This window comes from Mycobacterium sp. 48b, from assembly GCF_048282725.1.
Taxonomy (GTDB): Bacteria; Actinomycetota; Actinomycetes; order Mycobacteriales; family Mycobacteriaceae; genus Mycobacterium.
Genome location: NZ_JBLVUL010000002.1, coordinates 73,565 through 99,374, shown reverse-complemented (window position 1 = coordinate 99,374; position 25,810 = coordinate 73,565). Strand labels below are relative to the sequence as shown.

The following is a 25,810-nucleotide window of genomic DNA, read 5'->3' as shown; positions in this document are numbered from 1 at the left end:
CACCCGTATCGCAGGGTGCCGCCGCTTCTCGCCGCGATAACTCGTAGTGTCGCCCTACACTGCCCACGACCCACCGACGGAGCCGTCGGTCGAAGCCATGTTGTTGCCTGCGGTGCGCACCTTGTTGCCGTGCTCGTGCAGGCTCTGGTAGATCACCTGGAAGTTGCGGCCTAACTCTTCGACGAACTGGGTGTAGCCGTTGCTGCCGACACCACCCCAGAAATCGCCGCATGCGGCCACGTCCCGCAGGATCGCCTGGTGTTCACCCTCCAACGCCTGGGCCTGTGCGATCAGGGTCGAGCCATGGCTGTCCACACCGTCGAAGTCGTAATCCATGCTTGCCATTGGTGTCCTCCTTGAAATTGCTGCTCGGGATGGGGTTACGACGACAGGATCTGGCTGGACTGGTGTTCCTGGGTCTCGTATTCGGTGGCGTTGCGGGCGAGGGTCTCGCTGGTGTGCTGCAGCATGTTGTTGATGTTCCGGAAGGCCCTCATCATTTCTTCCATCGTGGCCGTGGATGTTCCCTGGGCGGTGCCGCTCCAGCCCGCGCCGGCAATGTTCTGAGACGATGCCCAGGCTTTGTTGGACTCGTCCTGCACGATGTTGGCGTGGTTGTGGAACCGGCCCGAGTACTCGCGCATCAGATCCGGGTCGGTGAGGAATTTGCTCATACTGTTAGCTCCTAACAAAGATTTAGCATCGGATCGATTTTGCTGCCCGTAATGTGAAGTCTAGTGGCTGGCAATGTCACTGCAACGGTCATAGAAAATTGGTTTGGAAAACTTGGACCCCCTCCATCGCGCCAGTGCAACGCCAGTTCATGCTGGCTCCGGACGTACCCGCACGGGGTTTCCGTACCGTGGTTGTCCCCCATCGCCCTGCCCCTCGCGGGCCAGCGCCGCCACCGGGGCGCCGGCCATCCCGGTGCCGCCAGTACTGGCCGGCGCCGCGCCTGTTGGTGCCGACCCCGACGCCGGCACCACCGCACTCGTCGTCGTGACGGTGCCGTTCTGGCCTGTGCTGGCCGCCCACGTTGCTGGCACCGACAAACCGCCGAGGTTCCCGCCACCGCCCATCGCGGCCGACACCGCGCCGCCTCCACCGCCCAGCAGGCCGCCGCCGCCCAGCGCCGACACCGGCGCCACACCGGTGGCCGCCGGCACCAGGGCCGAGGCGTCTATGGCGCTGGTCAGAGCGGGGTTGTTCAAGCTGCTCATGAGCGGACTCAGCACGGACTGGAACTGGCCTAAACTCTGCAGAGGAGCCGTCGCGGGCTGTGAAAGCCCTTGCAATGCTTGCGGAATCATGCTGATCATCTGCGGCCCCATACTCAGCATGGACTGGGCATCCATCGGCATGGAGGCCGTCTGGGCGCTCGCCGTGGCGGCGTGCTGTGAGGCGTTGCCGGCGGCTTGACCGCTGGCTTGGGCCACCGACCCGCCTTGGGCCGCCAGCCCCGCCGGGTTCGTGGTCGGCATCGGCGGCGTGAATGGGGTGGCGGCGATTGCGCTCGTCACCCCCGAGGCGTCGGTCGCGTAGCCATAGAGCACGCTGACGTCCTGGACCCACATTTCGTCGTAAGCCGCGATCGTGGCCGCGATCGCGCCCGTGTTCACCCCCATGAAATTGGTGGCCAGCAGGGTTTGCAGAGTGTTGCGGTTGATTTCGATCTCTGCCGGCGGCACGACCCCGGCCCGAGCTGCTTCGAATACCCCCGCGGCCTGCTGTGCAGCCTGAGCTGAGGCTTCCTGCTGTGCCGCGGTCGCCAGGAGCCACGCCACATACGGCGCCGCCGACGCCGCCATCGTCAACGCCGTCGGGCCCTGCCAACCGGCCCCCAGCAGACTCTCGATGACCGCTTGATACGCCGCCCCGATGCTGCCGAGCTCGCCCGCCAGCGTGTGCCACGCTGCGGCCGCTTGGATCAGGGGTTCTGAGCCCGGACCCATGTACATGCGTCCGGAGTTGATCTCGGGAGGCAATGCAGCGATATCGATCATCAGCGCAGTTGGTTGCTAGAGCGCACCGAGAATGTTGGCGGCTTCGGTCGCTTCGTAGCTGAGCCCGCTGACGCCCATCGTGCCGACAAACAACTCGTTGATCGCCGTGGCAACGCCCCCAGCAGCCTGATACACCCCGCCATGCGTCGCGAACGCCAGCGCGAGCAACGCCGAAGTTGCGTCGGCGGCCGGCGGAAGAACCCCGATCGTCGGTGCGGCCGCCACGGCGTTGGTCGTCGTCATGGTGGTCCCGAGGGTCTGCAGTTGGGCGGCGGTTGCTGCCATTGCTGCGGGTTCACTTGTCAGCATTATTTCTTCCTCCCGATTGGGCCATGTGCGACCAGCATAACGGCGGCTGTGACGTTATGCCGCCGCCAAAATCAACCATTCCCTGAATCCACCGGAACCCATCCCACCTGCACGTATGTTCCCGATGGATCGGTACCCATCAAGAATCCGCGCCCCGGTGGCATGGGGTGCCCCTTCCATCCGGCGCGGACAAATCCGTCATCCGGCTTCGAATCCATCACCAGCAAATTCGGATTTGCTTGATTCATTGTCGCCACCAGGGGATCGCGTCCACCAGAGTTGACCCAGCCACCGAACAGCCGGGTGTAGATGATGTGCAGCCCGACGTCCTCGGCGGCATTTGCTGCGTCGACCAGCGGGGCAAACGCGGAGTCGAAGCCGCCTGCGAACCGGTGGCCATCGTCGATGACCAGGAAGATCTCCGGACCCTCCCAGGACTGTTCAAACGCTTGATCGACACTAAATCCGGCCTTGGGGAGCCGGTCTGCCAGCACCGCGGCGAGGTTCTTGATCATCTCCTTGGTGGTGTCGGGCCGGTAGGCGTACTGCTCGACATAATCGGGGCCCAGAACGCGCAACAACTTCCGGTCAGGGCTGGCCAACCACACCTGTGCCCGACGGCGCTGATCGTTGCTGTCGCGCACCGCGGTCGACGACCCTGGCGCGTAGACCCGGCCGATTTCGGTCATAATTGCCGCACAGGTAGTGGTGCGACCGCACTTAGCCTCGATCCACCGATGTATCGGCTGGTCGCAGGGTGTCGGAATGAGGAAAGTGCCCTTTGAACTGGGAAGATTGGTGTTCTCGACGCACTAATCAGTCCAGGTCAGAAAGGCACTTCCGGTGAAAGTGTCCCATAGTTTCGCTGTGTCGTCGGCGGTCTTCGATGATGACCATCTCGTGTCCTGTGCTGGATTGGTCCCGGTGATGACCCTGGCGGCCCAGACTGCCTTGCCGCAGCTATTACGTGACAAGGTGGTCATTGCCGAGCCGAGGATCAAGTCCGGGGCGGCCAACCCGGCACCGAAGCTGAGCACAGTCATCGCGGGCATGTGTGCCGGTGCGGACTGCATTGACGATCTCGACCTGGTGCGGGCAGGTGGGATGAAGACACTGTTCGGCGGCGTGTATGCACCCTCGACCATCGGAACTTTGTTGCGCGAGTTTACTTTCGGACACGCCCGCCAGCTCGAATCGGTTTTGCGCGAGCACCTGGCCGGACTCTGCGCGCGGGTCGATCTGTTGCCTGGCGCCGACGAGCGCGCGTTCCTCGACATCGACTCACTGCTGCGTCCGGTCTATGGCCACGCCAAACAAGGTGCTTCCTACGGACACACCAAAATCGCGGGCAAGCAGATCCTGCGCAAGGGCCTGTCGCCGTTGGTCACCACGATCAGCACCGCCACGAGTGCGCCGGTGATCACCGGCGCCCGGTTGCGAGCCGGGAAGGCCAACTCCGGCAAGGGTGCGGCCCGGATGATCGCCCAAGCCGTCGCCACCGCCCGCACCGCCGGGGTCACCGGCCAGATTGTGGTGCGCGGCGATTCGGCCTACGGCAACAGCACCGTGGCCACAGCCTGCCGCCGCGCCGGTGCCCAGTTCTCGTTGGTGCTGACCAAGACCCGCGCCGTCGCTGCAGCCATCGAGTCCATCGACGAGAGCGCCTGGATTGCAGTGGAATACCCCGGAGCGGTCCGTGATCCCGACACGGGAGCCTGGATCTCCGATGCCGAAGTCGCCGAGACCACCTACACCGCCTTCACCTCCACCGACAACCCGATGACCGCCCGGTTGATCGTGCGTCGGGTCAAAGATGCCCGCTTTCCTGATGCGCTGTTTCCGGTGTGGCGGTATCACCCGTTCTTCACCGACACCGACGAACCCACCGTTGCGGCCGACATCACCCACCGCCGCCACGCGATCATCGAAACCGTGTTCGCCGACCTGATCGATGGACCCCTGGCTCACATGCCTTCGGGACGTTTCGGAGCGAACTCGGCGTGGATCCTGTGCGCCGCTATTGCCCACAACCTGCTGCGCGCCGCCGGCGTCCTGGCCGGTGGAGCCCACGCAGTCGCCCGGGGCGCCACACTGCGCCGCAAGCTCATCACCGTCCCCGCACGCCTGGTCCGACCGCAACGCCGACCCCTTCTGCACCTACCGAGCCACTGGCCCTGGGCTGACCACTGGCTTACGCTGTGGCGCAACACCATCGGCCACAGCCCACCACTCACCGCCACCACCTGACCACCTGGCCGAATAGGCCCCTACCGGAGCGCACAGGGAAAAGCTGGGCAGACCAGCGGTTACGTCACGCTCACAAGCCCACCAAACGACAACCAGCCACGGCAGACACATCAATCACTCAAGTCCACGGATCGAGGCTTAGGCTCACCCACAATCTCCAGGAACGGCGATTGGAAGTTCTCCAATCCGACCGGCAGGGAGAACTCGTTCATCGCCCACACCATGCCGGTATGTTGATGCCGGGCCGCAGACTCCTGCAGCTGTGCCAGGCCAATTCGATGGGGCAGCAAGTGCACCGGCCGAGCCGGCTGATAACCCTCGGCCAGTCGCGCGACCATCGCCACCACGCTCTGCGACTCGAATGTGTGCTTGTCGGCACCGCGCAGCGCCGGCCGCGCCATCAACGTATGCAGACCGACTTTATCGACCCCTTCGCGCGGATAATTCTGCGCGACCATGCCACGACCCGGCTTGTGCGGAACCTTCCCCGCTTCAGAACCCCGCACCAAGGTCGCATCGGCTGTGGCCATCTTGAGCTCGATGCGGTTGACGTCAAACAGAGTCCGCACTCCCGGTGGGATGTTGCCGGGCCTGTTCGCAGAGACTATGACATGGATGCCGAAGCTTCTACCGTCCATGATCAGCCGGACGATCTGGTCGACAAGTTTATCCTTGCCGCGGAACGTCGATGACGCATCGGACAAGGCGAACATGTTGTCCACCACCAGATATACGTCACCGTAGGCGTCTGTCGAGACTGGATCCTGGGCCGCTTCCTGCGGTGTCTTGCCGGCCAGGGCGGCTTTGCGTGCCCGGAACTCGTCCATCGAGTTCACGTGCCAGTCCCCGCCGAAGCCGCGTTGCCGGCGTTCCAGCAGTGCGAGGAGCTCGGCCACGATCCTGCGGATGCCGTCTTCGTCTATCAGCTGGGCCACATGCCCGACATGGGGAAGCTCACGTACTGACGTCAGCGCCGACGAGGACAGGGCCAGCACATAGAACTGGACCTGTTCGGGACTGTGTGTCATGGCCGCCGCGCAGATCAAATTCTGCAGGACGGTCGTTTTCCCCGAACCCTGCCCGCCCACCACCAAGAGGTTGTCGTTTCCGTTGACCACCAGCGGCTGCTGATCCTGCTTGAACGGGCGATCGATAATCCCTACCGGGAACTGCAGACTCGGCTGCCTCGAATACCGGTACTCCTGGCCCCACACTCTTCCGAGATGCATCTCCACGACATCGTCGATGGTGCGGGGTTGATCCAGCGGGGGGCAGAACAGTCGGTACGGTGTGAACGGCATGGCCCGGAACTGCTCCAGCATGACGTCGCCGACTTTGGGTTTGCGCATAAGCTCAGCCTCGGCCGCCCGCGAAGCATCGCCTTGCTCCCCTCCGTCACCGTCGCCCAGTTCCGGAGTTTCGTCCACTGTGGCGGGATTCTCACCGTCCGCGCCGGTATCCGTGCCGTCGATCCAATTCGGTTTCACCGAAAAAAGCTGCGGCTCAAAGTGATTCACCGACTCTTCGGGCGTGTCGTCGACACTCTCGTCCTCGTCTGTACCCGGTTTGCGGTAGTCGCGCCACAGGTAATCAAACTGGACCTTGATCTGCTCGTCTTCCCCCAACCGCAGATACGCCAGCCCGGCTTTCTTCGGCAACCGCAAGGCGGCGGGCACACCTGCCGTCGACGCACTCGTCGCCGTTCCCGTCTTCAGCACCACCCGGTAGCCGCAGTTCTCCAACAGCTTGCCGGCTCGCGAGTCGACTTCCTGACTCGCCAACAGCATGTGGATCCAATACGCCCGACCTTGACGGCCTACTTCGTCAAACGCCAGCCACATGTCTTCGGTCATCTTGAACGCCTGCGTGAACTCGTCGAGCACCACCTGCAGGATCGGCATCGGTTCAAGCTGGGGACCATCCGGGTTACGGGCCAGGTCGATACGTTTCTGGTTGTACTCCAGGGCATTCGGCACATTCGCCTCGGCGAGCATCCTCTTTCGGCGAGCGATCTCCCCGAACAGTCCATCGATAAATCGTCCGACCAGGCTCTGGTCCTCCTCCAGGTCGGTGATCACACATGCGGTGTGCGGCGACCCTTCGAACGGCTTGACACCCTGCCCGCCCTTGAAATCTGCGAGCACGAGCTGCAGGTTCTCCGGAGGGTGAGCACACATCAGAGACAGAATCCAGGTCTTCAAACTCTCCGTTTTGCCCGAGCCGGTCGTGCCCACCATGAGCCCGTGTGGGCCGTCGCCCCCTTCGCTCATGTCCCTATTGTTGAGCGATATCAACTCGCCGGTATCGACCCGGATGCCGAACGGAACATCCATCCGCCCTGGCGACAAAATGCTGCGCCGCGACTTATACAAGGCCTCGAAATTGATGTTGGCCGGATCGGTGATCCCGTAGAACCCAGTGACATCGCGAGCCCGGCTGCCCAGCTCCTCGCCCAAATCGATCGTCTCGTAGGACGCAGCGAGCCGCCAGCGGGCCATCCCTTGAGCGAAATTCTCGAAATCATCGGCGCTCATCAAGTCGGCCTTGGCGAAAAACACCGCCGTGGCAGCCTTCTTGGTGTCGAACGTGTTGATGTCGCGGGGCACCGCCTCGATCACATCACCAGATGTGACCCGCAACAACCGCTGCGGCGTCACACACAGCGGCACCGTTCCGCGCAGATCGAACACCGTGAACCCGGCCAAACCTGTCGGATCCCCATCCGAAGCACTGATCTTCGACATCCCCGGCACCCCGGACCAGTCATGCTCACCCACATCGCTGATGATCACCGTATGGGGACACGGATCCACCGGACCCTGGTGCCCAGCGTGGCGCGGCGAAAACGCCGACCGGTTCGCCAACACATCGGTGTCCCTCAACTCCCGCACCGACTGGTACACCATCCGTAGCGGCCCGGCGGCGTCCTCCAGCTGGTCATCAGCGACGTGCGGCAACCACTTCGCCGACTCCCACTCCTCGATGTCGTCGGTGACCACCATGACCCTCAAATAATCCGGACCATGCGAAAACGTCATCTGGGCCAACACCGCCCGCATCAGTCCCAGCACCTGCTCACGGTCCCCGTCGAGCCACCAGCCCGGCTCGGCGAGCAGTGAAATCAACGCCGGCGTACCGTAGGCCGACTGCTGGCAGCGAATGAACTCCTGCAACGCAACACCGGTCGCCGGCTCCATCTCAGTGTCAGTCGGCATATCGTCGACCGGATCGGCCAGAGACAACGCCTTCGCCTCAGTCAGCGACGTCATCCCCCGCCCCACCCGGACAACCCCGAACCACGAATCCTCGCCATCGGGCCGGCGCTCCCACATCCTTGGACCACCCACCGCAGCCTCGAGCGTGTCTGTCGGAGGGTGATACCACCGGTAATTCGCATCGAGTTCATCAGCGGCCTCACCAGCGGTCTTTCGCTGCCGGTCCAGCAGCGCCATAAACTGCGCCCGCAACGAATCCATTTTGCTGCGCGACATTTGGTTGTTCCCGCCGAAGCGACCACCAACAAGCATCGCGATCATCCCGAACACCATGAACAGCGGGAAAATACCGCCAACACCCATGAAGGTGCGCTGGCCGCTGGAGAACGACAAGAACAGCATCGCCAGCACCATCCCGACGACGAAAATCATGACGGCGACAATCCACCACGGTTTCCCCTCAGGCACAGGTACTTTCAGCGGCGCAATCAACTGCAATACATGCGCCTTCAGCTTCGTCGGCGCCGGCAGCGGCTCCTTACGCGACCACGCCTTCTTCACTTCGGATTCTCCAATCCCCCGGGCTGCATATCCATCGGCAAACTGTTATGCCCCACCGCTGCATGCGCTTTCGACAACGCTGGACCCGCGACCAGAAGCCTCACCACTGACCAGGGCGCTGGAAGAGTGGCAGTGCCAACCCCCAACGACCGCTCCGTCTCCTCGTCACGAGGCACCCCGAACCGGGTGCCCTCCTTCGTGATGAACCACTGAGTCTCCACTGTGGAAGCCGTCGGGTCATTGCCCGTCGACGCCACATAATTCGCCGAGTCCGGCCCGAAAAATACCTGATCAGCTCGTTTACCGGACTTATCAGCATTGACCGGCCTGGCGATCTGGTCGACCCGGTCAGCAGCGATGGGAATGGTCGGGCCCGACACCAGCGACGTCTGTGCGCGACCCTCCCCCTTCGACTTCTGCCACCACCAGCACGTTGCCGGATTCGCCTGCGAATCAATCAAATCCAAACGCTGACGTGGGTACATCGACACATCCAGGCTGTCGGCCGACGGCAGATCCGACAACCGCGGCCCCGCCACCACCGGCATCGGAGCCCCCGACGAATTCGCATTCTGCAAAATTTGGGCCACTACAGGGGCAATCGTCTGCATACCTTCGGTCAGCACCACCGAATACGTCGGCTCCCCGCCAACCTGGGGAGTAGACACCACCGTCCCCACCGGCCCCGGCGCATCGGCGAACCCGGCCGGCTCACCCAACCTCGGGATCACCGGCACCGTCAGCGCTGACCCCACCGGGATCGCATCGAACAACGCCGTACTCATCGGCCGCGCCGTAGCGATCGCCTCCGTAGTCACACCCAACGCCAGCAGCACCGGCCTCTGCGCCGGATCCACCCGTGATCGGCGCCCATCCCGGATCAGCCACACATCCGCGCCATAACGCAACAACAGCGCCTGCTCAGGTGCCATCACCTGCCGCCGATCCGTCAAGTCAGGCTTCCCATCGATCACGGTCACCGTCACCGGTTCCGGCGCACCAGCCCCGAACGCCTTCGTCACCGCATCACACACCAGCCACGACGACGTCATCGGCGCCGCCACCAACAACTCATCGGGCGCACCAGGAATACCCACCAGCGGGCCCCGAGGCAACGACTCAATTTCACTGCGCCGCACCCGAACCGGATTCTCCGCACTGCCCACAACCAGCCGCGCCGAGGCCAGATTCAAAGCCGGATACAGCTTTTCGCCCAGACGCACGTACAACGCACTCGTGTCCTGATCAGCGACGATCTTCGAATTGCCCACCGACCCAGCCGGGCGCAGCAGCGACCAGAACAACGCCACCAAACACCCCACGATCACCACGCTCACACCAGCCATGTACGCCATCGACTGACGCCGAGCCTGCGGCGACTCCATCCCCACATGACGCAGCGTCAACGCCACCACGGCACGCCGGGCCATGAACTGGTGGGCGGTGACCTGAACCCGTGTCGCATAATCCAGCCCACGCCCCCGACGACGCCAGACCGGACCCTCGTCCTGACCGTCCTTGCCCTGCTGCTCCACCCTGGTTCCTACCTCCCCGGTGCGCGACGCCCTCGGAATCGCTTGCGTCATCCAACGCTAACCAGCACTGCGCAGTACAACCACACCCAAAACAAACCCATTACCGATCAGTCCCACCTGGTCGATCACTACCGTGACCGGGCTCGTGGGCCCACCACCACCGATCGACCGCGGCTCATCTACGCCACCCGGCGAACCACGATCGGCCCGGACGGGATCGGCGAATACTGCACATGACCACCAGGTTTGGGTGCCTCGATCTGCATCGTCGGAGATACCGCCAACGCCACATGCTCAGGAACACCCGGCGCCGAAAAGTTCTGCAAGATGATGTCGCCCGGCCGGATGTCGCTGCGCGAAACATGCTGGCCCTCGCGGATCTGGTCATAAGTGGTGCGGTCCAGCGACACCCCAGCATGCGCGTAGGCCTTCTGGACCAGCGACGAACAGTCCCACGCGTTGGGCCCGTTGGCGCCCAAGCTGTATGGCTTACCCAACTGGGCCTTGGCGAAAGCTATGGCGCGAGCCGCGGCCCCGTTGGGCTCACCGTTCTGCCCGAACAACGCGTCGACCTGCTGCTCGACACCGCCCTGACCGCTGCGCCCCAACGAGCTCAGTGAGCTCAGGGCGTTGAGGCCGGGAATCCCCCCACCAGCGCCACCAAAGCTGGGCATACCACCCCCACCACCACCGAAACTGGGCATACCGCCCGACATCATCGACCGACCACCACCACCCATCGCCGCCGAGGACCGATACGCCTGCGCCACCTGCCGCAACCGCACCGCCAACAACTTGTTCTGAGCCTTAGTCGCATCGATCTGCTGCTGCATCGCAGCCAACCGCTCATCCATCGTCGACACCATCAACTTCGCCCCCGCCGGCGAACCCGCCGCCGGCGCGATCGCCGCAGCCTGAGACCGAGCCGTATCCCGCACCCCCGACGAACCCGACCGACCCTGCTCACCAGCCGAACGACCCTCAGCAGCCGCAGTATTGGTATCGGCATCCAACCCAGTCACACCACGCCAACCCTGACGATACGAATCCCCCGCACCATCAACACCGACCTGCAACCGACCACCCGACGGCGCCCCCACCACAGAAGGCCCACCACCAGCATCAACCCGACCCGACCCACCACCACCGAACTCCGGAAACACCCCCACACCAGCAGACAACACACGATCGACCGCCACCACATACGCAGCCACCGACCCACCACTCACCCACAAAAACTAACCAGCAACCAACCCCTTATGCCGCACCCAAACCAAAATCCACAGGTGACGATCACAGAGGCATCGGCTTACAGAGCCAATACCGGCCAGGTGAATGGCATCCGCTCGACCGTCCGACCTGGCGTTTGTGAACAATCCGCAGGTCGGCGAGAAGCATATGCTCGAGTCTCAGGTGCTGGTGATCGCGCGCAACCGCTGCGCTGCCTGCTCCAGTGCCACGCGGGTCGAAGCGATGACAGTCTGGGCAGCGCCCAACCGCTCATCCATCGTTTCCGTCAAGAGCTTGAGCTCTTCCGGCGCTTTCCCGTCAGATTTCTCCGGCAAAATTGCGGCCGCCTGAGTCCGCGCAGCATCCCGAAGCGCTTCCATGTCCCGACTCCCACGCTGGACCGCATCAATCATCGCCGCCAACGTTTCCCGCACCGCCGCGTCCTGCGTGGCAGCCTCAGACACCATCCTGTTGTACGTGTCCGCCGATTCCGTGGCCCGCTCGGCAAGGCCGCCGCCCCCATCCGGCGGCGGTTCCAACGTCGGCCCTTCCCAGGCCGGCAATTCAGGGCGCTGCGACGGATCCGGGAACACCGCGCCAGCCGCCGCCAACAACCTGTCGATCTGTGCAACATAGTCTTGCGCGCCCACGCCACCAGAGTATCCAGGGGATCCGGCTGCTGTTGTCATGCCGTCAGCTCCTCATACATCCGGGTGGCCGGCCTGAGTTGGCTGCGGATCTCGTGCAAATAATTCACGCGCCCATTGGCCAGGGCTTGATCCGCAGACGGTTCACCCGGCCGTTGCTGCAACCAGAAGATGTTCCTGAACATGTCCGAGCTGGCTCCTGCTGAATTCCGTTTGGCATCAAGCCGTCTGAGGAACTCGTCGATGTTGCGGTTCGGATCATCCCGCCCGGGATAGCTCGTGTCCTGCTGGAAGATCCCATGCCAGGCCCCGCCGCCGCCACTCGCCTTCGGGTTGAGCCCACTTTCCTGTATTCCCGTCGAGAGGATCGCGATGATCTGCTCACGGTTGTAGCCCCGCCGATGTGCCTCGGCAATGATCCGGGCGGCGACCTCGCGTGCCGTCGAGCTCCGTGTCAGCAGCGGACCACCGCCCAGCGGTGCGTGTCCTGGTTCCCCGCCGCCCGCACCCGACATCGCGCTTACCGCCTGGCTGGGCAGTGAGCTCAGTGAGTTCAGGGCGTTGAGGCCGGGAATCCCCCCACCAGCGCCACCAAAGCTGGGCATACCACCCCCACCACCACCGAAACTGGGCATACCGCCCGACATCATCGACCGACCACCACCACCCATCGCCGCCGAGGACCGATACGCCTGCGCCACCTGCCGCAACCGCACCGCCAACAACTTGTTCTGAGCCTTAGTCGCATCGATCTGCTGCTGCATCGCAGCCAACCGCTCATCCATCGTCGACACCATCAACTTCGCCCCCGCCGGCGAACCCGCCGCCGGCGCGATCGCCGCAGCCTGAGACCGAGCCGTATCCCGCACCCCCGACGAACCCGACCGACCCTGCTCACCAGCCGAACGACCCTCAGCAGCCGCAGTATTGGTATCGGCATCCAACCCAGTCACACCACGCCAACCCTGACGATACGAATCCCCCGCACCATCAACACCGACCTGCAACCGACCACCCGACGGCGCCCCCACCACAGAAGGCCCACCACCAGCATCAACCCGACCCGACCCACCACCACCGAACTCCGGAAACACCCCCACACCAGCAGACAACACACGATCGACCGCCACCACATACGCAGCCACCGACCCGGTCATGGGTAACCACCCCCCGTCGACGCCACGTGCACATGGTCGAAATGGTTGGCGGTAATGCCTCCCCGGTCCTGCATGAGCTTGCCACCGCTGCCGCTGTCGATGTGCTGTCGCCAAATCGTGTGATCGACACCCAGAGAATCCCTATTGGTCTGCAGAAACTGAACGACCTTGTTCCCCAACGCAATACCCTCTGGGCTCGTCGGATTCGGAATCATGATGTCCAACGCCAAACCCTGCGGATGCCACTTCAACGAATCCTGCCGATAACCGCCGATCTCCCTGATCTCCGGGAACGCCGCCGACACTGCTCTGTTGATCTTGATGGTGTTGCGCTGCAAGCGATCCTCAGAGGCCTTCCCCGGGGGCAGAGCACCGTTGACGAACGCACGGCCCGAAGCCAGATCCGCAACATTGCGCCCCGAACCCGGCCGACCAGACAAACCCGAGGATATTGAGTTCAGGGCGTTGAGGCCGGGAATCCCCCCACCAGCGCCACCAAAGCTGGGCATACCACCCCCACCACCACCGAAACTGGGCATACCGCCCGACATCATCGACCGACCACCACCACCCATCGCCGCCGAGGACCGATACGCCTGCGCCACCTGCCGCAACCGCACCGCCAACAACTTGTTCTGAGCCTTAGCCTCGATCCACCGATGAATTGCCTGTGTAGGTGGGTGTCGATATAAGGAAAGTGCCCCTTGAGCTGGGAGGATTGGTGTTCTCTACGCATCAATCAGGCCAGTTAAGAAAGGCACTTCCAGTGCAAGTGTCCCACGGGTTCGCTGCGTCGTCGGCGGTCTTCGATGAGGATCATCTCGTGTCGTGCGCCGGACTGGTGCCGGTGATGACACTGGCTGAGCAGACCGGCCTGCCGAATCTGTTGGCTGACAAGATCTTCATCCCCGCGCCGAAGATCAAATCCGGGTCAGCGAATCCGGCACCGAAGCTGGCCACGGTGATCGCCGGGATGTGCGCCGGCGCCGACAGCATTGATGACCTCAACATCGTCCGGGCCGGGGGCATGAAAACACTCTTCGGCGATGTGTACGCACCATCAACCATCGGAACCCTGTTGCGGGAGTTCACCTTCGGACACGCACGCCAACTCGAATCAGTCCTGCGCGAACACTTGGCCGCCCTCTGCCGGCGCGTTGAGTTGCTACCCGGATCCGACAGCGGTGTGTTCATCGACATCGACTCCCTGCTACGACCGGTCTACGGCCATGCCAAACAAGGCGCCTCCTACGGACACACCAAAATCGCTGGCAAGCAGGTCCTGCGCAAAGGACTCTCGCCGTTGGCGACCACGATCAGCACCCCCGGTGCGGCGCCGGTGATCGCCGGGATGCGGCTGCGGGCCGGCAAGACCGGCTCCGGTAAAGGAGCCGGTCGAATGGTCGCCCAGGCCATCACCACGGCCCGAGCGGCCGGGGTCACCGGCCAGATCCTGGTCCGCGGCGATTCGTCCTACGGCACCCGCGCCGTCGTCGGCGCCTGCCGACGCCATGGTGCGCAATTCTCGGTGGTCATGGGCCGCAACAGCGCGATCAACCGGGCCATCAACGCCATCGACGACGCGGCGTGGACACCGGTGAAATACCCGGGCGCGGTGCGTGATCCCGACACCGGAGAGTGGATCTCTGATGCCGAAGTCGCCGAAATCAGCTACACCGCATTCGCGGCCACCACAGACCGCTTCACCGCCCGACTGGTGGTACGTCGGGTCAAAGATGCGCGCTTCCGCGACGCCCTGTTCCCGGTCTGGCGGTATCACCCGTTCTTCACCAACACCGACCTACCAACCGCCGACGCCGACATCACCCACCGTCAACACGCGATCATCGAAACTGTCTTCGCCGACCTGATCGCCGGCCCCTTGGCCCACATGCCCTCCGGGCAATTCGGCGCCAACTCCGCGTGGGTGCTCTGCGGGGCCATCGCCCACAATCTGCTGCGCGCCGCCGGTGTGCTTGCCGGTGGAGCGCACGCAGTGGCCCGGGGAGCCACCTTGCGACGCACGATCATCACCGTCCCGGCACGGCTGGCCCGACCGCAACGCCGACCCATCCTGCACCTACCCAGCCACTGGCCCTGGACCGAGCACTGGCTCACCCTGTGGCGCAACACCATCGGCTACAGCCCACCCGCTACCGCAACCGTCTAACCGTCGCCGAACAGGCCCCACCGAAGCACACAGGAAAAGCTGGGCAGACCAGCGGCTACATCCTGCCCACCCCACAAACCGCCGTCAGAATCACCGTCGAACCACACCACTCAAGTCAGTCCACGGATTGAGGCTTAGTCGCATCGATCTGCTGCTGCATCGCAGCCAACCGCTCATCCATCGTCGACACCATCAACTTCGCCCCCGCCGGCGAACCCGCCGCCGGCGCGATCGCCGCAGCCTGAGACCGAGCCGTATCCCGCACCCCCGACGAACCCGACCGACCCTGCTCACCAGCCGAACGACCCTCAGCAGCCGCAGTATTGGTATCGGCATCCAACCCAGTCACACCACGCCAACCCTGACGATACGAATCCCCCGCACCATCAACACCGACCTGCAACCGACCACCCGACGGCGCCCCCACCACAGAAGGCCCACCACCAGCATCAACCCGACCCGACCCACCACCACCGAACTCCGGAAACACCCCCACACCAGCAGACAACACACGATCGACCGCCACCACATACGCAGCCACCGACCCACCACTCACCCACAAAAACTAACCAGCAACCAACCCCTTATGCCGCACCCAAACCAAAATCCACACAGATTCGGCAGCAAACGATCACGGCCGCCCGCCAAAGCGACCAGGCGCAGCTCCCGGCTCGCCACAGTGTTGCCCATTGTGGGAAAATGGGCTATTTTAGTGTGGTGGCTGAACTTGCATTCGTCGAAACCGATAGCCGTAGCCGCGCAGTGCTACCCGGCCGCCCTAACCAGCGCTTCGTGATGCGCGAAAACCCAGATGGCAGCGTACTTCTGCAGCCAGCGCAAGTGGTGACGAACGCTCAGCACGAATTCGACACCGATCCCGAACTGCGCGAACTGTTGTCCCGCGCCACTGCATCTCCAACCGTACGTCGCACACGGACCCGCAGAACGTGAGCGTGGAGGGTGACTACTCCGCAGTCGCCGACGCCCAGCTCGACACCCTGGAGAACGGCCCGGACGTGGACTTGTACAACAGCGTCCTCGACACGATCGCATTCATCTTCCGGCTACCTGGGCAAGCCCAGTCCCTCTCCACAGCAATCACCACTCCGGCCGGCATTCGTATGCGACTACCGGTGATCGGCCACCCACCCCACAAGGTGTTCTGGTCTACGGACGGCCCCCGAATCGAAGCGGTCTTCCCACACCCATAACGGCGCGTTGCGACGCAGAACTTACCGGCGACGTCTCTCGGATGAGAGTTGTCATAGCACAGGAGCATGATCAAGACATGGACGACACTGAGAAGTCCCGACCCAGGAGTGAGCACGGGCTGCGGTTGGTAAGCACCCAGGAGCCGCAACCCTTGTCGCGTCGAGAAGCGCGCAGCCTGAGTAAGGAGCTGTCGCGAATTGGGCAATCGATCTCGGCGACCCGGCTGGAAGATATCTACGCCGGCAGCCGTGCGACCCGCGACGAAATCGCATCGCTGCAGGCCCTCAATCAGCATAGTTCCGTCGAATTGCCGATTCTCAGAGACCGCGCTTCGCAGCTACGAGAACTCAAGTGGCAACTCATCATCTGCGCTGTCCTGGTGTGGACAGTCCTGCTGGGTCTGTACTTCATCACCCACGCCAGCGAGCTGGCCCATACGCCGATGGGCCTCTAGACAGGGAGATAGCGCTATGGAACAACCTCAATCACCAGAAGCGGTCAATTTGCTGGATATCCTTGGGATTGCGGACGGTCCAGCGGACTCGTACCCGCTTCTCGGTGGCGATGGTCCCCACCGAGGCATCATCGGGCCCACGAAGTCGCTGGGACGGGACGCTGCGCCAGCACAGAGAAAAGAGCCCAAGTGGCGTCAGTGAGCCGGTCGGTCCGCAATCAGTCCGTGAAACGTACGGAGACGTCACACCCAAGGAGCAACATGAACGCCATGAAGGCACTGAATAGAGCAAAGCCCTGGTTCGCAGTCGGTGGGATCTTTGCGACTTTAGTTTCATCGGTGATGGCGGCCTATTCCGGCTGGGGCATCTCCTCCCTAGCGGTGGCCGGGCTCGGCACAGCCATGGCAGTTTGGGGCATCCCCCGGTAGGTACGGCGAAGTCCGAGGCAATTCTGACCCGCTCTTCTGTCAGAGAATGGTCGCGGCTCGGCGCCGCATTGAGTACCTCTCCGGTGAACGTACTAGCACTCGCACCCGAAGAACACCGCGAACCCGCGCGGATTGGGCAAATTTCTCCGTTTTGGATGTTGTTCAACGACTGACTGCCACTTAACGTTTCATTCAAGCCCCGGCGGACTCCCCCCTCGCCGCCGGGGCCTCAATTCTCTCAGGTAATCAGCCGGCAATGCCTCGACCACCGCCGCCCTTTTCGCAAGCAGCGCCCGGTACTGATTTCGCGGGGAAAAGTCGGCTCTGGGCGCCTGTGCACCTGGCAAGCTGGTAGCCACCGGAACCGACACCAGGAGGCTGTACTGATGAACTCAACTTCTCTCGATCCTGCTGACCAGCTCACGGACGCTCTGTTCACCTCGATGCTCGCCCTTGGTCTTCCTCCAGACAAGCGCGACGCTATCGAACAGATTCGCCAGGATCTAGCCGTCGCCCAGGCTCGGCTCGGGCGACGAGCATTGACTAATCCTGAGCTGCAACACCAGCATGCCAACGCAGTGCGAAACGCTGTCGCGAAAACCAGGGAGGTTCTGTCCTCGCTATGACCACCGCCACCCTGTTTGCACCAAAAGTACGCTACACCAGTACTTTTGAGAGTCAGTTCGACATGATGAACACCTGGCGGGCTGAACTCGAGTTGTCCTATCTCGACGACGACGGCGATGCCCCCGACGTTCTCGCTGGCTACGCAGACTTTCTCATCATCCGGGTGGGCGAGCACCCGATCGATGACCTCCTGGACTCGATATCCGAGGATGCCAGCCATTTCGCCGAGCTGTTCGACAAGGACGACGTCGCTGCCGCGGTGCAAGAACAGTTTGACGACGCACCGTTCAATCGCATCCTGATCATCACCCTGGTCACCGTCGGCCCCTCGCTACGACGGCACGGCCTCGGAGCGTGGCTAGTAGCAGAGCTCATCGACCGGATGGCCAGCCCGACCGACACCCTGGTCCTTCTCTACCCTTACCCGGTTGGCCCTCAGACCGATAAGGCCTCCGAGCTCGCGGCGGTCAACGCCCTGTCGAGTTACTGGCAACGTGTCGGCTTGCAGCCCATTGCAGCCCAACCCCAAATCCTAGGCCAGGCAACGGCCTACAGTCATCTACCTAATGCCCGAGCCGAGCTCAATGCCGCCACAGCACACGTCAAGATCACCGTTCCGACATCGCAGATCCACGCCGAACAACCTGACGCCTATCCCCGACACACCGCCATCACAAACCCAGAGCCACAGCGGTTACGGCTCGTCCGCGACTGACAGACGGCCATGGTCTTCGACAGCCAACGCTGGATCGCCCGAGGCGATCACCAACGGTGCATCGGTTCCATCAATCCGCCTGGCCAACAAAGAGTTCAGATTCGGCACCACCGCTCGGCGCACATCACCAGCCGCATCCAGCACCAGGTTCGTCACAACATTCCGCAACGCCTTACGCGGGAATTCGCCACCATGCGGCCCAGTCCCAGCCGGCCGCCCTGTCCACGGCAGCGGCCACACCTCCCCACGCGAATCCCGGAAAAACGCATTCAACGGACCCTCGAAATGCAGTTCGGTGAGCTGCCCCGCGGCCGGAACCGACCAACTCACCGCCACGTACACCGTGTCATCAGTGACGACAACCCACGAGTCCGGATTCCGACGATCCCGATACACATCACCCTCGGACCCGGCCTCCCGACGAACATACGCAAACCCCAGCTCAGCCGCAGCTTCAGGTACCGGAGTTAGATGCTGAAACCATTCGGCTGCAAGCGAATCCACCCTGTCCCGAGGGACGAAGTACACCGCATTCAGCGGAAGCCATCGCCCCTCCAAAAGCCTCAGATACTTCCTCGCCTCAGCAGGATCAGCGCACGGCTGGTGAAGCAACAATGTCGCCTCACCCGTGGTGATCCCACCCGGCTCCGGCCCCGGATCGATGTCTGCGACCGCGCCATGGATAAGCCCACGCCGCGCCGGCAACTCGTCATGCCCATCGCTGTCGAAAAACCCCTTCGCAGCGTCCCAATCGAGATACTCGATCGCACGGTCCACCACCTGGCGGACATACTCCGGTGTGCTCGCCGCGACGAGGCCGGCCAGATCATGAGGATCAGGCCACAGCGTGTGCTGAGCGCGAAGCCGCTGCACGGGCGCACCGGGCCGCCACGATGCGATCGCCTCCAGGTCGCGCAACTGCTCAGACCACCACGGGACATCAACCCGCAGCAACGATCCGATATCGAACCATCCAGCACTACCATTGACCCGCTCATGGTGCTCTGCCACAACCAAAAACGGCTGAATAGCCTGATCAGCAGCACTCTTGGTTGTCCGGCTTGGGCAACACACCGCCGTCGCCCAGGGCAACTCCTGCAACAAACCTTCAGCCGCTGCGATCAATTCGTTCTCGTGCACATCACGGCCGCAAAACGCCACCGCGATCGGGCCCCGCCCATCGGTGGGTTGCCACGCGTGCACCGCCATCCGGTCGACCACCTGACCGAACAAGAACCGCGCCGGACCCAGCGCTGGGGTGATCGGGTACAACCGCGGAACCATGAACTCACGGTCAGTGCGGTGCACCAGAATGTACTCATAAACCTGGCGGCGTGACCACTGCCCGTCCCCGGCCGGGGCCGGCAGACCAGGTGCAGCTACTGCCAAATCCGCTGGATCCGCAATATCTAAGAGCGCCGCCACATCTGGCGCCGAGAGATTCGGAAACGTCCACCGATGCACATTCCCCATCCGGATCCAGTACGCATCATCGTCACCAACCGGCGCGTCAAAAGCCCTCACACTTCAATCCCCCGCGAAAAGTTGTCCGTCGTTAGGTCTTGATCAAGGCCAAAGACGGCGTGGGCACCCCGGCCGCACGCGCTGCGTACACCACATCCGCACGCGAGTCCCGCTCCCAGCACACCAACGTCTCCAACCGCTGGCACGCCACAAAGTCGTACTGATACGCCATCGACTGCTGCCCATCCTCAATACCGATCACCCCAGGCCGCTGAGACCCAGCCATCAACCGCGCCGACGAGCACTCATCGCGCAGCGTCGACCACTCCTCTGTCGACGGCCAACTCCCCGACAACACCGCCCTCGCCACCCCTTGAGCCGCGGCAGACAGCTCAGGCCCAGCGCTACTGAATACCGCCTGCTGCGTCAGGTGCCGAGCATACGCATCGACCACCGCACGATCACCCACCGACAATTCGTGAAACAGCGCCGGCGCAACGGTTTCCAATCGATGCGCCCGACTCTGCAACTGCTGGGAAGCCTCCGCCTGCTCCGGACCACCCACCGCCGCCGTCACACCCATCGACACGTCACGTACCGCCTCGTCGACCATCTCTGACCGCGACATGAACGTCGTCGCCACCGCCGACACCACCTCACCACGCGCCTCGATCGCGCGCATCACGGTTTCTGCCGGGTTGAACCACCCGAACCACCGGCCATCTTCAAGATCCCGGACCACCGGCATCGACCGCGGCACATACACACCGGCCGGGATGTACCCCAAGCCCTCGTTCGTCGCGATCCAGAACCTCGGGATGCCCTGCGCACCACGAGCGACACCAACCGCCCAATCCAAACCAGGATGAACCACACTCGATGCCGCCGCCAGATCAGCGACCACCGCGCGAGCAGTCTCTAAATCCGACCGCGAAACCTCTCGGGACACCGCGCCCGAATCGCGCCCACCCCGATCCACCGGAACAAACCCGCTGGCCCCCGGAGCACCACCACCGCCTACCGGGCCAGGAGGAGCCGCACCACCCGACAAACCAGCCGGCCCACCGGCCACCGGCCCCGCACCACTAGCCGCCGCACCCGGAGGCAACAACGAACCATACGACGTCATCTGAGAACCACCAGGGCCACCAACAGCCGAAGAACCCATAGGTGCCCCACCCGCCGGCGCTGCCACAGCAGGAGCCGCACTAGGTGTCGGAGCACTCATCGTCGCCGGCGCCGCGGCCGGCAACGCACTGCTCATCGGCGCAGCCAACGGAGACGCAGGAGCCTGCGGCACCGGCTGCGAAGGTGGCGGAGAAGGAACCGCTCCAGCCGCATTCGCCCCCGCCATCAGCCCACGACCGAAATCACCACCCATCGCAGTCTGCATCGCACGCGACGTCTGCCCCTGCACCGAAGAGGCCGGATTCCCAACACTATTGGCCAAACCACCCGGACCGCCGCCCAGCAACCCCGACACCGGCCCACCCATACCGCCACTCGCAGCACCACTCAACGGCGACCCACCACTTCCCCCAGACGGAGAGGACGGCAACGACGGCATTGAAGGACGGCTGGGCGCAGCTGGTGAAGCCGACGGTGCATCACTCCAGTTCGATTGTCCACGTGGTGATTTGGCTGATGGTACGGACGATCCGTCTCCAGATCCGGTCCCCTGAGTGTTGTCTTGACCGCCCGCTGCGGGCGGCTTCGAGTGGTCTTTAGCGTCGTCGCTCCAACCGCCCTGCCCCCTACCACCGTTCTCCTTCGGTGGAGTTTCTGGGGCTCCGAATTTGTTCGTGAGACTTTGGGTTTCGTCGGTGACGATGGCTTTCAAGTCTGTTGAGTAACCCATGATCAAGGTGCGATGCTCGGTTAAGATCGGCGCAACACCGGCAATGCCTAGTGCGCCGGGGGCCTTCAAGTATGCTTCGATCTCTTCGTGGGCTTGGTCGTGTTCCTGGCGGATCAATCGTTTGGCGGCCCCGACAGCATCGCTCAACCGTCGCATACCCGATGATCCGGCGGTCAACACATCCACCAGATGCTGGTGCGCTACGTATTCCTGCGCGTAGTGCGCCTCGGCAGCTTCCGCCCCGTCACCTGACCTCCAGTACGTCTGGAGTACTTGATCCGAATGCCCCTTCGCCTCTTCATTGGCTCTCGCGTGGTGGCGGGCCATCGCACCCAACTGATCCGCTGAACGCGCCATCTCCGATTCCGAGGCCGTCGGCCAGTCCTCCGGTCCGACCAGGTATGGCGTGTACAAGCCCGGGCGAAGCTGCACATCTCCACCGTCTGCCATCCCCACGTTCGGCACGAAGCAATCAGCGGCCGGCTTCGCGGCCACGAACTTCTGCAACAGTTGCCGAGACTGGATCTGAGCAATATCAGGAACCTTGGCAACACCGTCGCCACTCGGGCTCGGGTTCGGGGTAACCGCGGGCATCAGCGCGGCAGCCCGCACGAATCAGCCAGCGCAAAGATAGCTGAGTTCGAAAGGTCGTTCAATCGATTTCCTTCGTCAGCAGGAACACTGGCCAGTGCGGCCGTCACGGAATCGAGAGAACGATCGACGAAGTTGCGCGCAGCTTTCGCCAGGTCCGGCGATACCGCGGGTACCAACGCATTCTGAACGGCTACGGCGCCACTCACTGTCCGCAACGCGAGTGGCATGTTGAGGGCACCGGCTTGGACGAGTCCGCCCTGGGACTGTTGTCCTTTGGTAGCGGTGTCGAAGGTGCCGCAGAGCCGGCCGTCGGCCGCGCTCTGCTCGGCCGCTGTGAACTGCGGTGCGGACGAGGCTCCGGTCGTTGGTTGCGGCGCTGCTGGCTGCTCAGCCGAGATGTTGCCTCGGGCAATCGCATAAGTGATCGCCGCGGTGGCGGCGATAGCGACGATCATCAGGATGACAACACCAACCGCTGCGAGCCAGATTGCCCGGTTGCTCCTCCCCCCACGCGGCGGCGCAGGCTGATTCGCAGGCGGCGGGTTCGCCGGCGGTGGCGGACCGCCCCGCGGTGGTGCAGGCAACTGCCGTGGCGCGGGATCAGCGGGGATCTGCGGCGCCGGCCCCGTCTGCGGTGCCCACGGCGACGTCGTGGTCATGATCGCCCCCTCCTTCGAAAACTCTCTCTACGTCAGCGAGGCGGCGTTCAGCGCCTCGGTAGTCTCAACCGCCGTCACACTCGCCGCCGAAGTAACCGCACCGAATGCGGCTTTCGTCTCCACGGCCGCCATGGCCGGTACCAGCAGCCCCTCCAACGTCGCGCTGAACAGCGTGATGGGTGTCCCCATCGGAAGCATCGGCACACCAGAACCCACCACGGCACCAGTGCGTGCAGCAGCAGTCGCGGCCAACCCCATCGCGGTTTCCGGCGCTGCCATATCCATGGTTGAGGCCATGGCCCCGATGCTACCTGCGGTTTGCTGCCTATACAGCTTCCAAAACCCAGAAATGTTCTAGGCGAACAGCCTGGTCAGGCGTGGATCAGTCATCCAACGCTCACCCAGAACCGCCGCCGCAACCCATAAACACACTGCCGGGGCCGCCGGCCCCGCCAACCGCAGCGGCACACACTTGCCCTTGAACCCAAGGGTGACCTGCCATCCCTCCAGATCGGGATAGAACTCAGTGACGGCACCGTAGGAGTAACTCTCAAAGCCTTGATCAAGCGTATTGCACAGCAAGCGACGATTAGTGACGGTCACCTGGACTTGCTGCTGATCGCGCCAACGCTGCTCCGCGGCCCGGCGCGCGACAACCTTGCGACGATGGTTGATCGCGGCGTTGACCGCCAAAGCCCCCACCATCACAGCTGGCTTACCGACGACGAGCATGTCGTTCTTGTGGTACCGGCCGTCGCCAGCCGCATACAAGCGGGAATACGACAACTGCGCCTCCAACAAACCGACCTCACCCGCCGCGAGCACCGGCCCGTACACGTTGATTTCCGGTGGCGCGATCCCGCGGGCATACCGCCGCGCCGCGCCCTGCGCATACATCCACCAGCGCTGCCACTCATCGTGCACCGCAGCGATCCGAGCATGGTGATGTTCAGCGCCTTGCCGAGGACTGTCCACAACCCCTTCGGAGACATCAGGGTGATAGACAGCCGGCAGCGGCCGAGCTGTCGCAGCCCCAGCCACCTGGTCCTCCCACCAACCGTCCATACCCGGATTATCGCGCGGGGCACCGACATATTGCGACAGCCAAACTAGAGAATCCGAAGACGGTTGGGTGTGGTGTAACTGTTCTCCCCAGGTTTGCATGAGCTCATGGACAAAGGCGACGGAGATATACAACTGTGCCCGGGCTTGTACACGGCGTCGTTGATCGGACCGCAGGACTGGCCGACGGACTCGGAATCGGAGATGGCCAGGGCCGCAGAAGAACTCAAAGAACAGTCCACGCGGTATGCGGCAGCTGCCCACGACACGAGAAGACTCATGGACAGAGCCGTGCTCGACTCCTGGACGGGGCAGGCTGCAGTGCCAAACGATGAGGCCGGCTTATGTCGGCAATACGAAGGCCTGCTTCGGGCGGCGGAGGCATATGAAGCTGGGGCTACAGGCTATCGTCGACTCAGCAAGGATGTCTCGCGAACCAAACGACTGATGCAAGAAGCGCACGACAACGCCCACCGCGAAATCGCAGCCGCCGTAGAGACCCACGTTGGTGCAGAAATCGAGCTCGCGGCTCCCATCCTGGTGAACTACAGGGCTCTCATCGAGGGCTACGCCGCAGAACTCCGACACCTAGTCGAGAACGAACTACACTGGCTTAAGCAAAGATTCGAGCAGCCCTGACCCACTTGTTCAACAAGTTCACGAGTCTGCGGAGTCTCAACCCCTGTCGATTAGCTGCTGGAGCAGACCAGCGATGTGCTCCTGGCCGGCAGCGGTGGCGTCAAACTTTCCGCGCATCTCCGTGAAGCCCTGATCTACCCGCTCGAACTTGGCGTTCATGTCGGCGAAGCCATCCGTCACCTTGCTACGCAGGTCGACGAAATCTTGGCGCAGGGCGTTGAAGCTCGCGGTGGTTGCCTGTCGGAAGTCGCGCAACTCCTCGCCGATCTTGCTGACGTCGCGGTCTGCTGCGCCGGCGAGCACCCGTGCGGCTGCAGCATCCTGGGCGCTTTGGTGCACCTGCTGAGACAGGGTGTGCACTTGCTTTTCGAGCGCTGCGACGCGCGACTCCAGATCACTGGGCTCCACGCTGTAGAACCTACTCCGCACACCCGTGCTGCACCGCGGTGCCAACCGGGCAGATCACCGAGTAGCGTCCAGCCTGGGCTTATCCGCGAGATTGAAGGGATCCTTGATGGCGACGTTGCAGGACATCCGGTTGTTGGTGAGGAAATCCAGCCGGGCCGACTGGCACCTCATCGAGGAAGGCCCGACCTACCGAAATAGGTTCGTCAGTTCCACGGGTCCAGGAGACCGGTGGCAGCTGGAAGCAGACAATCATCACACCGTGATGGTGTACGTGCACGATGTGGACCTCACCATGGCGTACGGCATGACCTTCGATTTTCACGGCCATGGGCCCGACCGGGAGTTCGCATGGTCCAAGGTCTTCCCCGATGCATCGGTCCAGATAGACATAGCCGATATCTTCTGGCGAGGATCATTGATTGACCGGGTCGACTACGCATACGTCGACGGGGCCCGTGGCATCTTGCCGATGGGCGGTGGCCACCAGGGTCTGAAGGTGACCAGCTACGAGCGTGACGTCGCCCGGCTGTTGCACAATCTCCGAAGCGGTGGTTCTGGGAGCTTCGACAGTTTCTTCGATCGGGTGCCCTTCGAGGTCACCAAAGTTGACTGAAA

The 25,810-nt window shown here is 63.2% G+C and carries 25 protein-coding genes; 8 read left to right on the top strand and 17 right to left on the bottom strand.

Annotated elements, in window-relative coordinates:
- Positions 1 to 54 precede the first annotated feature (54 nt).
- From ACNQR1_RS36835 to ACNQR1_RS36815, 5 genes are all read right to left on the bottom strand, one after another.
- Positions 55 to 345 (bottom strand): WXG100 family type VII secretion target, encoded by a 291-nt coding sequence (locus tag ACNQR1_RS36835; protein ID WP_368569896.1) that lies wholly within the window; start codon positions 343 to 345, stop codon positions 55 to 57.
- A 35-nt stretch (positions 346 to 380) separates the two neighbouring features.
- A complete protein-coding gene (locus ACNQR1_RS36830; RefSeq protein WP_055109476.1) occupies positions 381 to 674 on the bottom strand; it encodes a WXG100 family type VII secretion target in 294 nt (97 codons plus the stop codon).
- Positions 675 to 821: 147 nt separating this feature from the next.
- Positions 822 to 2,003: a PPE family protein gene (locus tag ACNQR1_RS36825; RefSeq protein ID WP_368575791.1), complete on the bottom strand. Its 1,182-nt coding sequence runs from the start codon at positions 2,001 to 2,003 to the stop codon at positions 822 to 824.
- A 15-nt stretch (positions 2,004 to 2,018) separates the two neighbouring features.
- Positions 2,019 to 2,312, bottom strand: a complete 294-nt coding sequence (locus ACNQR1_RS36820) for a PE family protein (RefSeq protein ID WP_055109472.1) — start codon at positions 2,310 to 2,312, stop codon at positions 2,019 to 2,021.
- 71 nt (positions 2,313 to 2,383) lie between these two features.
- Entirely contained in the window at positions 2,384 to 3,001 is a 618-nt protein-coding gene (locus tag ACNQR1_RS36815; RefSeq protein ID WP_418050651.1) for a hypothetical protein, read from the bottom strand.
- A 154-nt stretch (positions 3,002 to 3,155) separates the two neighbouring features.
- Here ACNQR1_RS36815 and ACNQR1_RS36810 point away from each other — a divergent pair, with 154 nt between their 5' ends.
- Positions 3,156 to 4,559, top strand: coding sequence for an IS1380 family transposase (locus ACNQR1_RS36810; protein WP_025997282.1), 1,404 nt, complete (start codon positions 3,156 to 3,158; stop codon positions 4,557 to 4,559).
- A 110-nt stretch (positions 4,560 to 4,669) separates the two neighbouring features.
- On the opposite strand, the gene eccCa is transcribed toward ACNQR1_RS36810, so the two are convergent.
- From eccCa to ACNQR1_RS36780, 6 genes are all read right to left on the bottom strand, one after another.
- Complete coding sequence (eccCa, locus tag ACNQR1_RS36805) at positions 4,670 to 8,335, bottom strand: type VII secretion protein EccCa (protein WP_418050650.1); 3,666 nt, start codon at positions 8,333 to 8,335, stop codon at positions 4,670 to 4,672.
- The gene (gene eccB / locus ACNQR1_RS36800; protein ID WP_368569711.1) at positions 8,332 to 9,921 is read right to left on the bottom strand and encodes a type VII secretion protein EccB; all 1,590 of its coding nucleotides are present in this window, start codon (positions 9,919 to 9,921) and stop codon (positions 8,332 to 8,334) included. The genes eccCa and eccB overlap by 4 nt, the downstream gene beginning before the upstream one ends.
- A 128-nt stretch (positions 9,922 to 10,049) precedes the next feature.
- Positions 10,050 to 10,724, bottom strand: a complete 675-nt coding sequence (locus ACNQR1_RS36795) for a C40 family peptidase (RefSeq protein WP_418011054.1) — start codon at positions 10,722 to 10,724, stop codon at positions 10,050 to 10,052.
- 555 nt (positions 10,725 to 11,279) lie between these two features.
- On the bottom strand, positions 11,280 to 11,750 hold the full coding sequence (locus ACNQR1_RS36790) for a hypothetical protein (protein WP_368570416.1): 471 nt from the start codon (positions 11,748 to 11,750) through the stop codon (positions 11,280 to 11,282).
- A 35-nt stretch (positions 11,751 to 11,785) separates the two neighbouring features.
- Positions 11,786 to 12,532, bottom strand: a complete 747-nt coding sequence (locus tag ACNQR1_RS36785; protein WP_418050649.1) for a hypothetical protein — start codon at positions 12,530 to 12,532, stop codon at positions 11,786 to 11,788.
- Between the two features lie 368 nt (positions 12,533 to 12,900).
- A complete protein-coding gene (locus ACNQR1_RS36780; RefSeq protein ID WP_418050648.1) occupies positions 12,901 to 13,509 on the bottom strand; it encodes a glycoside hydrolase in 609 nt (202 codons plus the stop codon).
- 161 nt (positions 13,510 to 13,670) lie between these two features.
- Here ACNQR1_RS36780 and ACNQR1_RS36775 point away from each other — a divergent pair, with 161 nt between their 5' ends.
- The 5 genes from ACNQR1_RS36775 (at position 13,671) to ACNQR1_RS36755 (ending at position 18,511) form a co-directional block, all read left to right on the top strand.
- The gene (locus tag ACNQR1_RS36775) at positions 13,671 to 15,074 is read left to right on the top strand and encodes an IS1380 family transposase (RefSeq protein WP_011768002.1); all 1,404 of its coding nucleotides are present in this window, start codon (positions 13,671 to 13,673) and stop codon (positions 15,072 to 15,074) included.
- Positions 15,075 to 15,791: 717 nt separating this feature from the next.
- Positions 15,792 to 16,025: a hypothetical protein gene (locus ACNQR1_RS36770; protein WP_418050647.1), complete on the top strand. Its 234-nt coding sequence runs from the start codon at positions 15,792 to 15,794 to the stop codon at positions 16,023 to 16,025.
- Positions 16,022 to 16,285, top strand: coding sequence for a hypothetical protein (locus ACNQR1_RS36765; protein ID WP_368569595.1), 264 nt, complete (start codon positions 16,022 to 16,024; stop codon positions 16,283 to 16,285). Before ACNQR1_RS36770 ends, ACNQR1_RS36765 begins: the two co-directional genes overlap by 4 nt.
- Before the next feature lie 77 nt (positions 16,286 to 16,362).
- The gene (locus tag ACNQR1_RS36760; protein WP_368569594.1) at positions 16,363 to 16,740 is read left to right on the top strand and encodes a hypothetical protein; all 378 of its coding nucleotides are present in this window, start codon (positions 16,363 to 16,365) and stop codon (positions 16,738 to 16,740) included.
- Positions 16,741 to 17,791: 1,051 nt separating this feature from the next.
- A complete protein-coding gene (locus ACNQR1_RS36755; RefSeq protein ID WP_368569593.1) occupies positions 17,792 to 18,511 on the top strand; it encodes a GNAT family N-acetyltransferase in 720 nt (239 codons plus the stop codon).
- Here the strand turns inward: ACNQR1_RS36755 and ACNQR1_RS36750 are convergent.
- The 5 genes from ACNQR1_RS36750 to ACNQR1_RS36730 all read right to left on the bottom strand — a co-directional run bounded on the left by ACNQR1_RS36750 (position 18,491) and on the right by ACNQR1_RS36730 (position 24,151).
- Positions 18,491 to 20,035, bottom strand: coding sequence for a hypothetical protein (locus tag ACNQR1_RS36750; protein WP_418050646.1), 1,545 nt, complete (start codon positions 20,033 to 20,035; stop codon positions 18,491 to 18,493). The two genes, ACNQR1_RS36755 and ACNQR1_RS36750, sit on opposite strands and share 21 nt — an antisense overlap.
- 31 nt (positions 20,036 to 20,066) lie before the next feature.
- Complete coding sequence (locus ACNQR1_RS36745; protein WP_368569590.1) at positions 20,067 to 20,879, bottom strand: chemotaxis protein; 813 nt, start codon at positions 20,877 to 20,879, stop codon at positions 20,067 to 20,069.
- A gap of 1,547 nt (positions 20,880 to 22,426) precedes the next feature.
- Positions 22,427 to 22,882 carry a hypothetical protein gene (locus ACNQR1_RS36740; RefSeq protein WP_368569589.1) on the bottom strand — a complete coding sequence of 152 codons (456 nt, stop codon included), beginning with the start codon at positions 22,880 to 22,882 and terminating at the stop codon, positions 22,427 to 22,429.
- A 231-nt stretch (positions 22,883 to 23,113) separates the two neighbouring features.
- Positions 23,114 to 23,383, bottom strand: a complete 270-nt coding sequence (locus ACNQR1_RS36735; RefSeq protein ID WP_368569588.1) for a hypothetical protein — start codon at positions 23,381 to 23,383, stop codon at positions 23,114 to 23,116.
- 57 nt (positions 23,384 to 23,440) lie between these two features.
- Positions 23,441 to 24,151: a hypothetical protein gene (locus ACNQR1_RS36730; protein ID WP_418050645.1), complete on the bottom strand. Its 711-nt coding sequence runs from the start codon at positions 24,149 to 24,151 to the stop codon at positions 23,441 to 23,443.
- A 105-nt stretch (positions 24,152 to 24,256) separates the two neighbouring features.
- Between ACNQR1_RS36730 and ACNQR1_RS36725 the strand changes: the two genes are divergently transcribed.
- Positions 24,257 to 24,787 (top strand): hypothetical protein, encoded by a 531-nt coding sequence (locus ACNQR1_RS36725; RefSeq protein ID WP_418011043.1) that lies wholly within the window; start codon positions 24,257 to 24,259, stop codon positions 24,785 to 24,787.
- A 36-nt stretch (positions 24,788 to 24,823) separates the two neighbouring features.
- On the opposite strand, the gene ACNQR1_RS36720 is transcribed toward ACNQR1_RS36725, so the two are convergent.
- Positions 24,824 to 25,195 carry a hypothetical protein gene (locus ACNQR1_RS36720; protein ID WP_418011042.1) on the bottom strand — a complete coding sequence of 124 codons (372 nt, stop codon included), beginning with the start codon at positions 25,193 to 25,195 and terminating at the stop codon, positions 24,824 to 24,826.
- A 106-nt stretch (positions 25,196 to 25,301) separates the two neighbouring features.
- Between ACNQR1_RS36720 and ACNQR1_RS36715 the strand changes: the two genes are divergently transcribed.
- Positions 25,302 to 25,808 (top strand): hypothetical protein, encoded by a 507-nt coding sequence (locus ACNQR1_RS36715; RefSeq protein WP_418024746.1) that lies wholly within the window; start codon positions 25,302 to 25,304, stop codon positions 25,806 to 25,808.
- Positions 25,809 to 25,810: the final 2 nt, after the last annotated feature.

Bases quoted from the DNA above. Each gene is read 5' to 3' on its own strand.
- ACNQR1_RS36785 (WP_418050649.1), bottom strand. From the start codon at position 12,532: ATGGATGAGCGGTTGGCTGCGATGCAGCAGCAGATCGATGCGACTAAG.
- ACNQR1_RS36815 (WP_418050651.1), bottom strand. From the start codon at position 3,001: ATGACCGAAATCGGCCGGGTCTACGCGCCAGGGTCGTCGACCGCGGTG.
- ACNQR1_RS36760 (WP_368569594.1), top strand. From the start codon at position 16,363: ATGGACGACACTGAGAAGTCCCGACCCAGGAGTGAGCACGGGCTGCGG.
- ACNQR1_RS36795 (WP_418011054.1), bottom strand. From the start codon at position 10,724: ATGGATGAGCGGTTGGCTGCGATGCAGCAGCAGATCGATGCGACTAAG.
- ACNQR1_RS36755 (WP_368569593.1), top strand. From the start codon at position 17,792: ATGACCACCGCCACCCTGTTTGCACCAAAAGTACGCTACACCAGTACT.
- ACNQR1_RS36735 (WP_368569588.1), bottom strand. From the start codon at position 23,383: ATGGCCTCAACCATGGATATGGCAGCGCCGGAAACCGCGATGGGGTTG.
- ACNQR1_RS36820 (WP_055109472.1), bottom strand. From the start codon at position 2,312: ATGCTGACAAGTGAACCCGCAGCAATGGCAGCAACCGCCGCCCAACTG.
- ACNQR1_RS36830 (WP_055109476.1), bottom strand. From the start codon at position 674: ATGAGCAAATTCCTCACCGACCCGGATCTGATGCGCGAGTACTCGGGC.
- eccB (WP_368569711.1), bottom strand. From the start codon at position 9,921: ATGACGCAAGCGATTCCGAGGGCGTCGCGCACCGGGGAGGTAGGAACC.
- ACNQR1_RS36730 (WP_418050645.1), bottom strand. From the start codon at position 24,151: ATGGACGGTTGGTGGGAGGACCAGGTGGCTGGGGCTGCGACAGCTCGG.
- ACNQR1_RS36715 (WP_418024746.1), top strand. From the start codon at position 25,302: ATGGCGACGTTGCAGGACATCCGGTTGTTGGTGAGGAAATCCAGCCGG.
- ACNQR1_RS36725 (WP_418011043.1), top strand. From the start codon at position 24,257: ATGGACAAAGGCGACGGAGATATACAACTGTGCCCGGGCTTGTACACG.
- ACNQR1_RS36740 (WP_368569589.1), bottom strand. From the start codon at position 22,882: ATGATCGTCGCTATCGCCGCCACCGCGGCGATCACTTATGCGATTGCC.
- ACNQR1_RS36835 (WP_368569896.1), bottom strand. From the start codon at position 345: ATGGCAAGCATGGATTACGACTTCGACGGTGTGGACAGCCATGGCTCG.
- ACNQR1_RS36825 (WP_368575791.1), bottom strand. From the start codon at position 2,003: ATGATCGATATCGCTGCATTGCCTCCCGAGATCAACTCCGGACGCATG.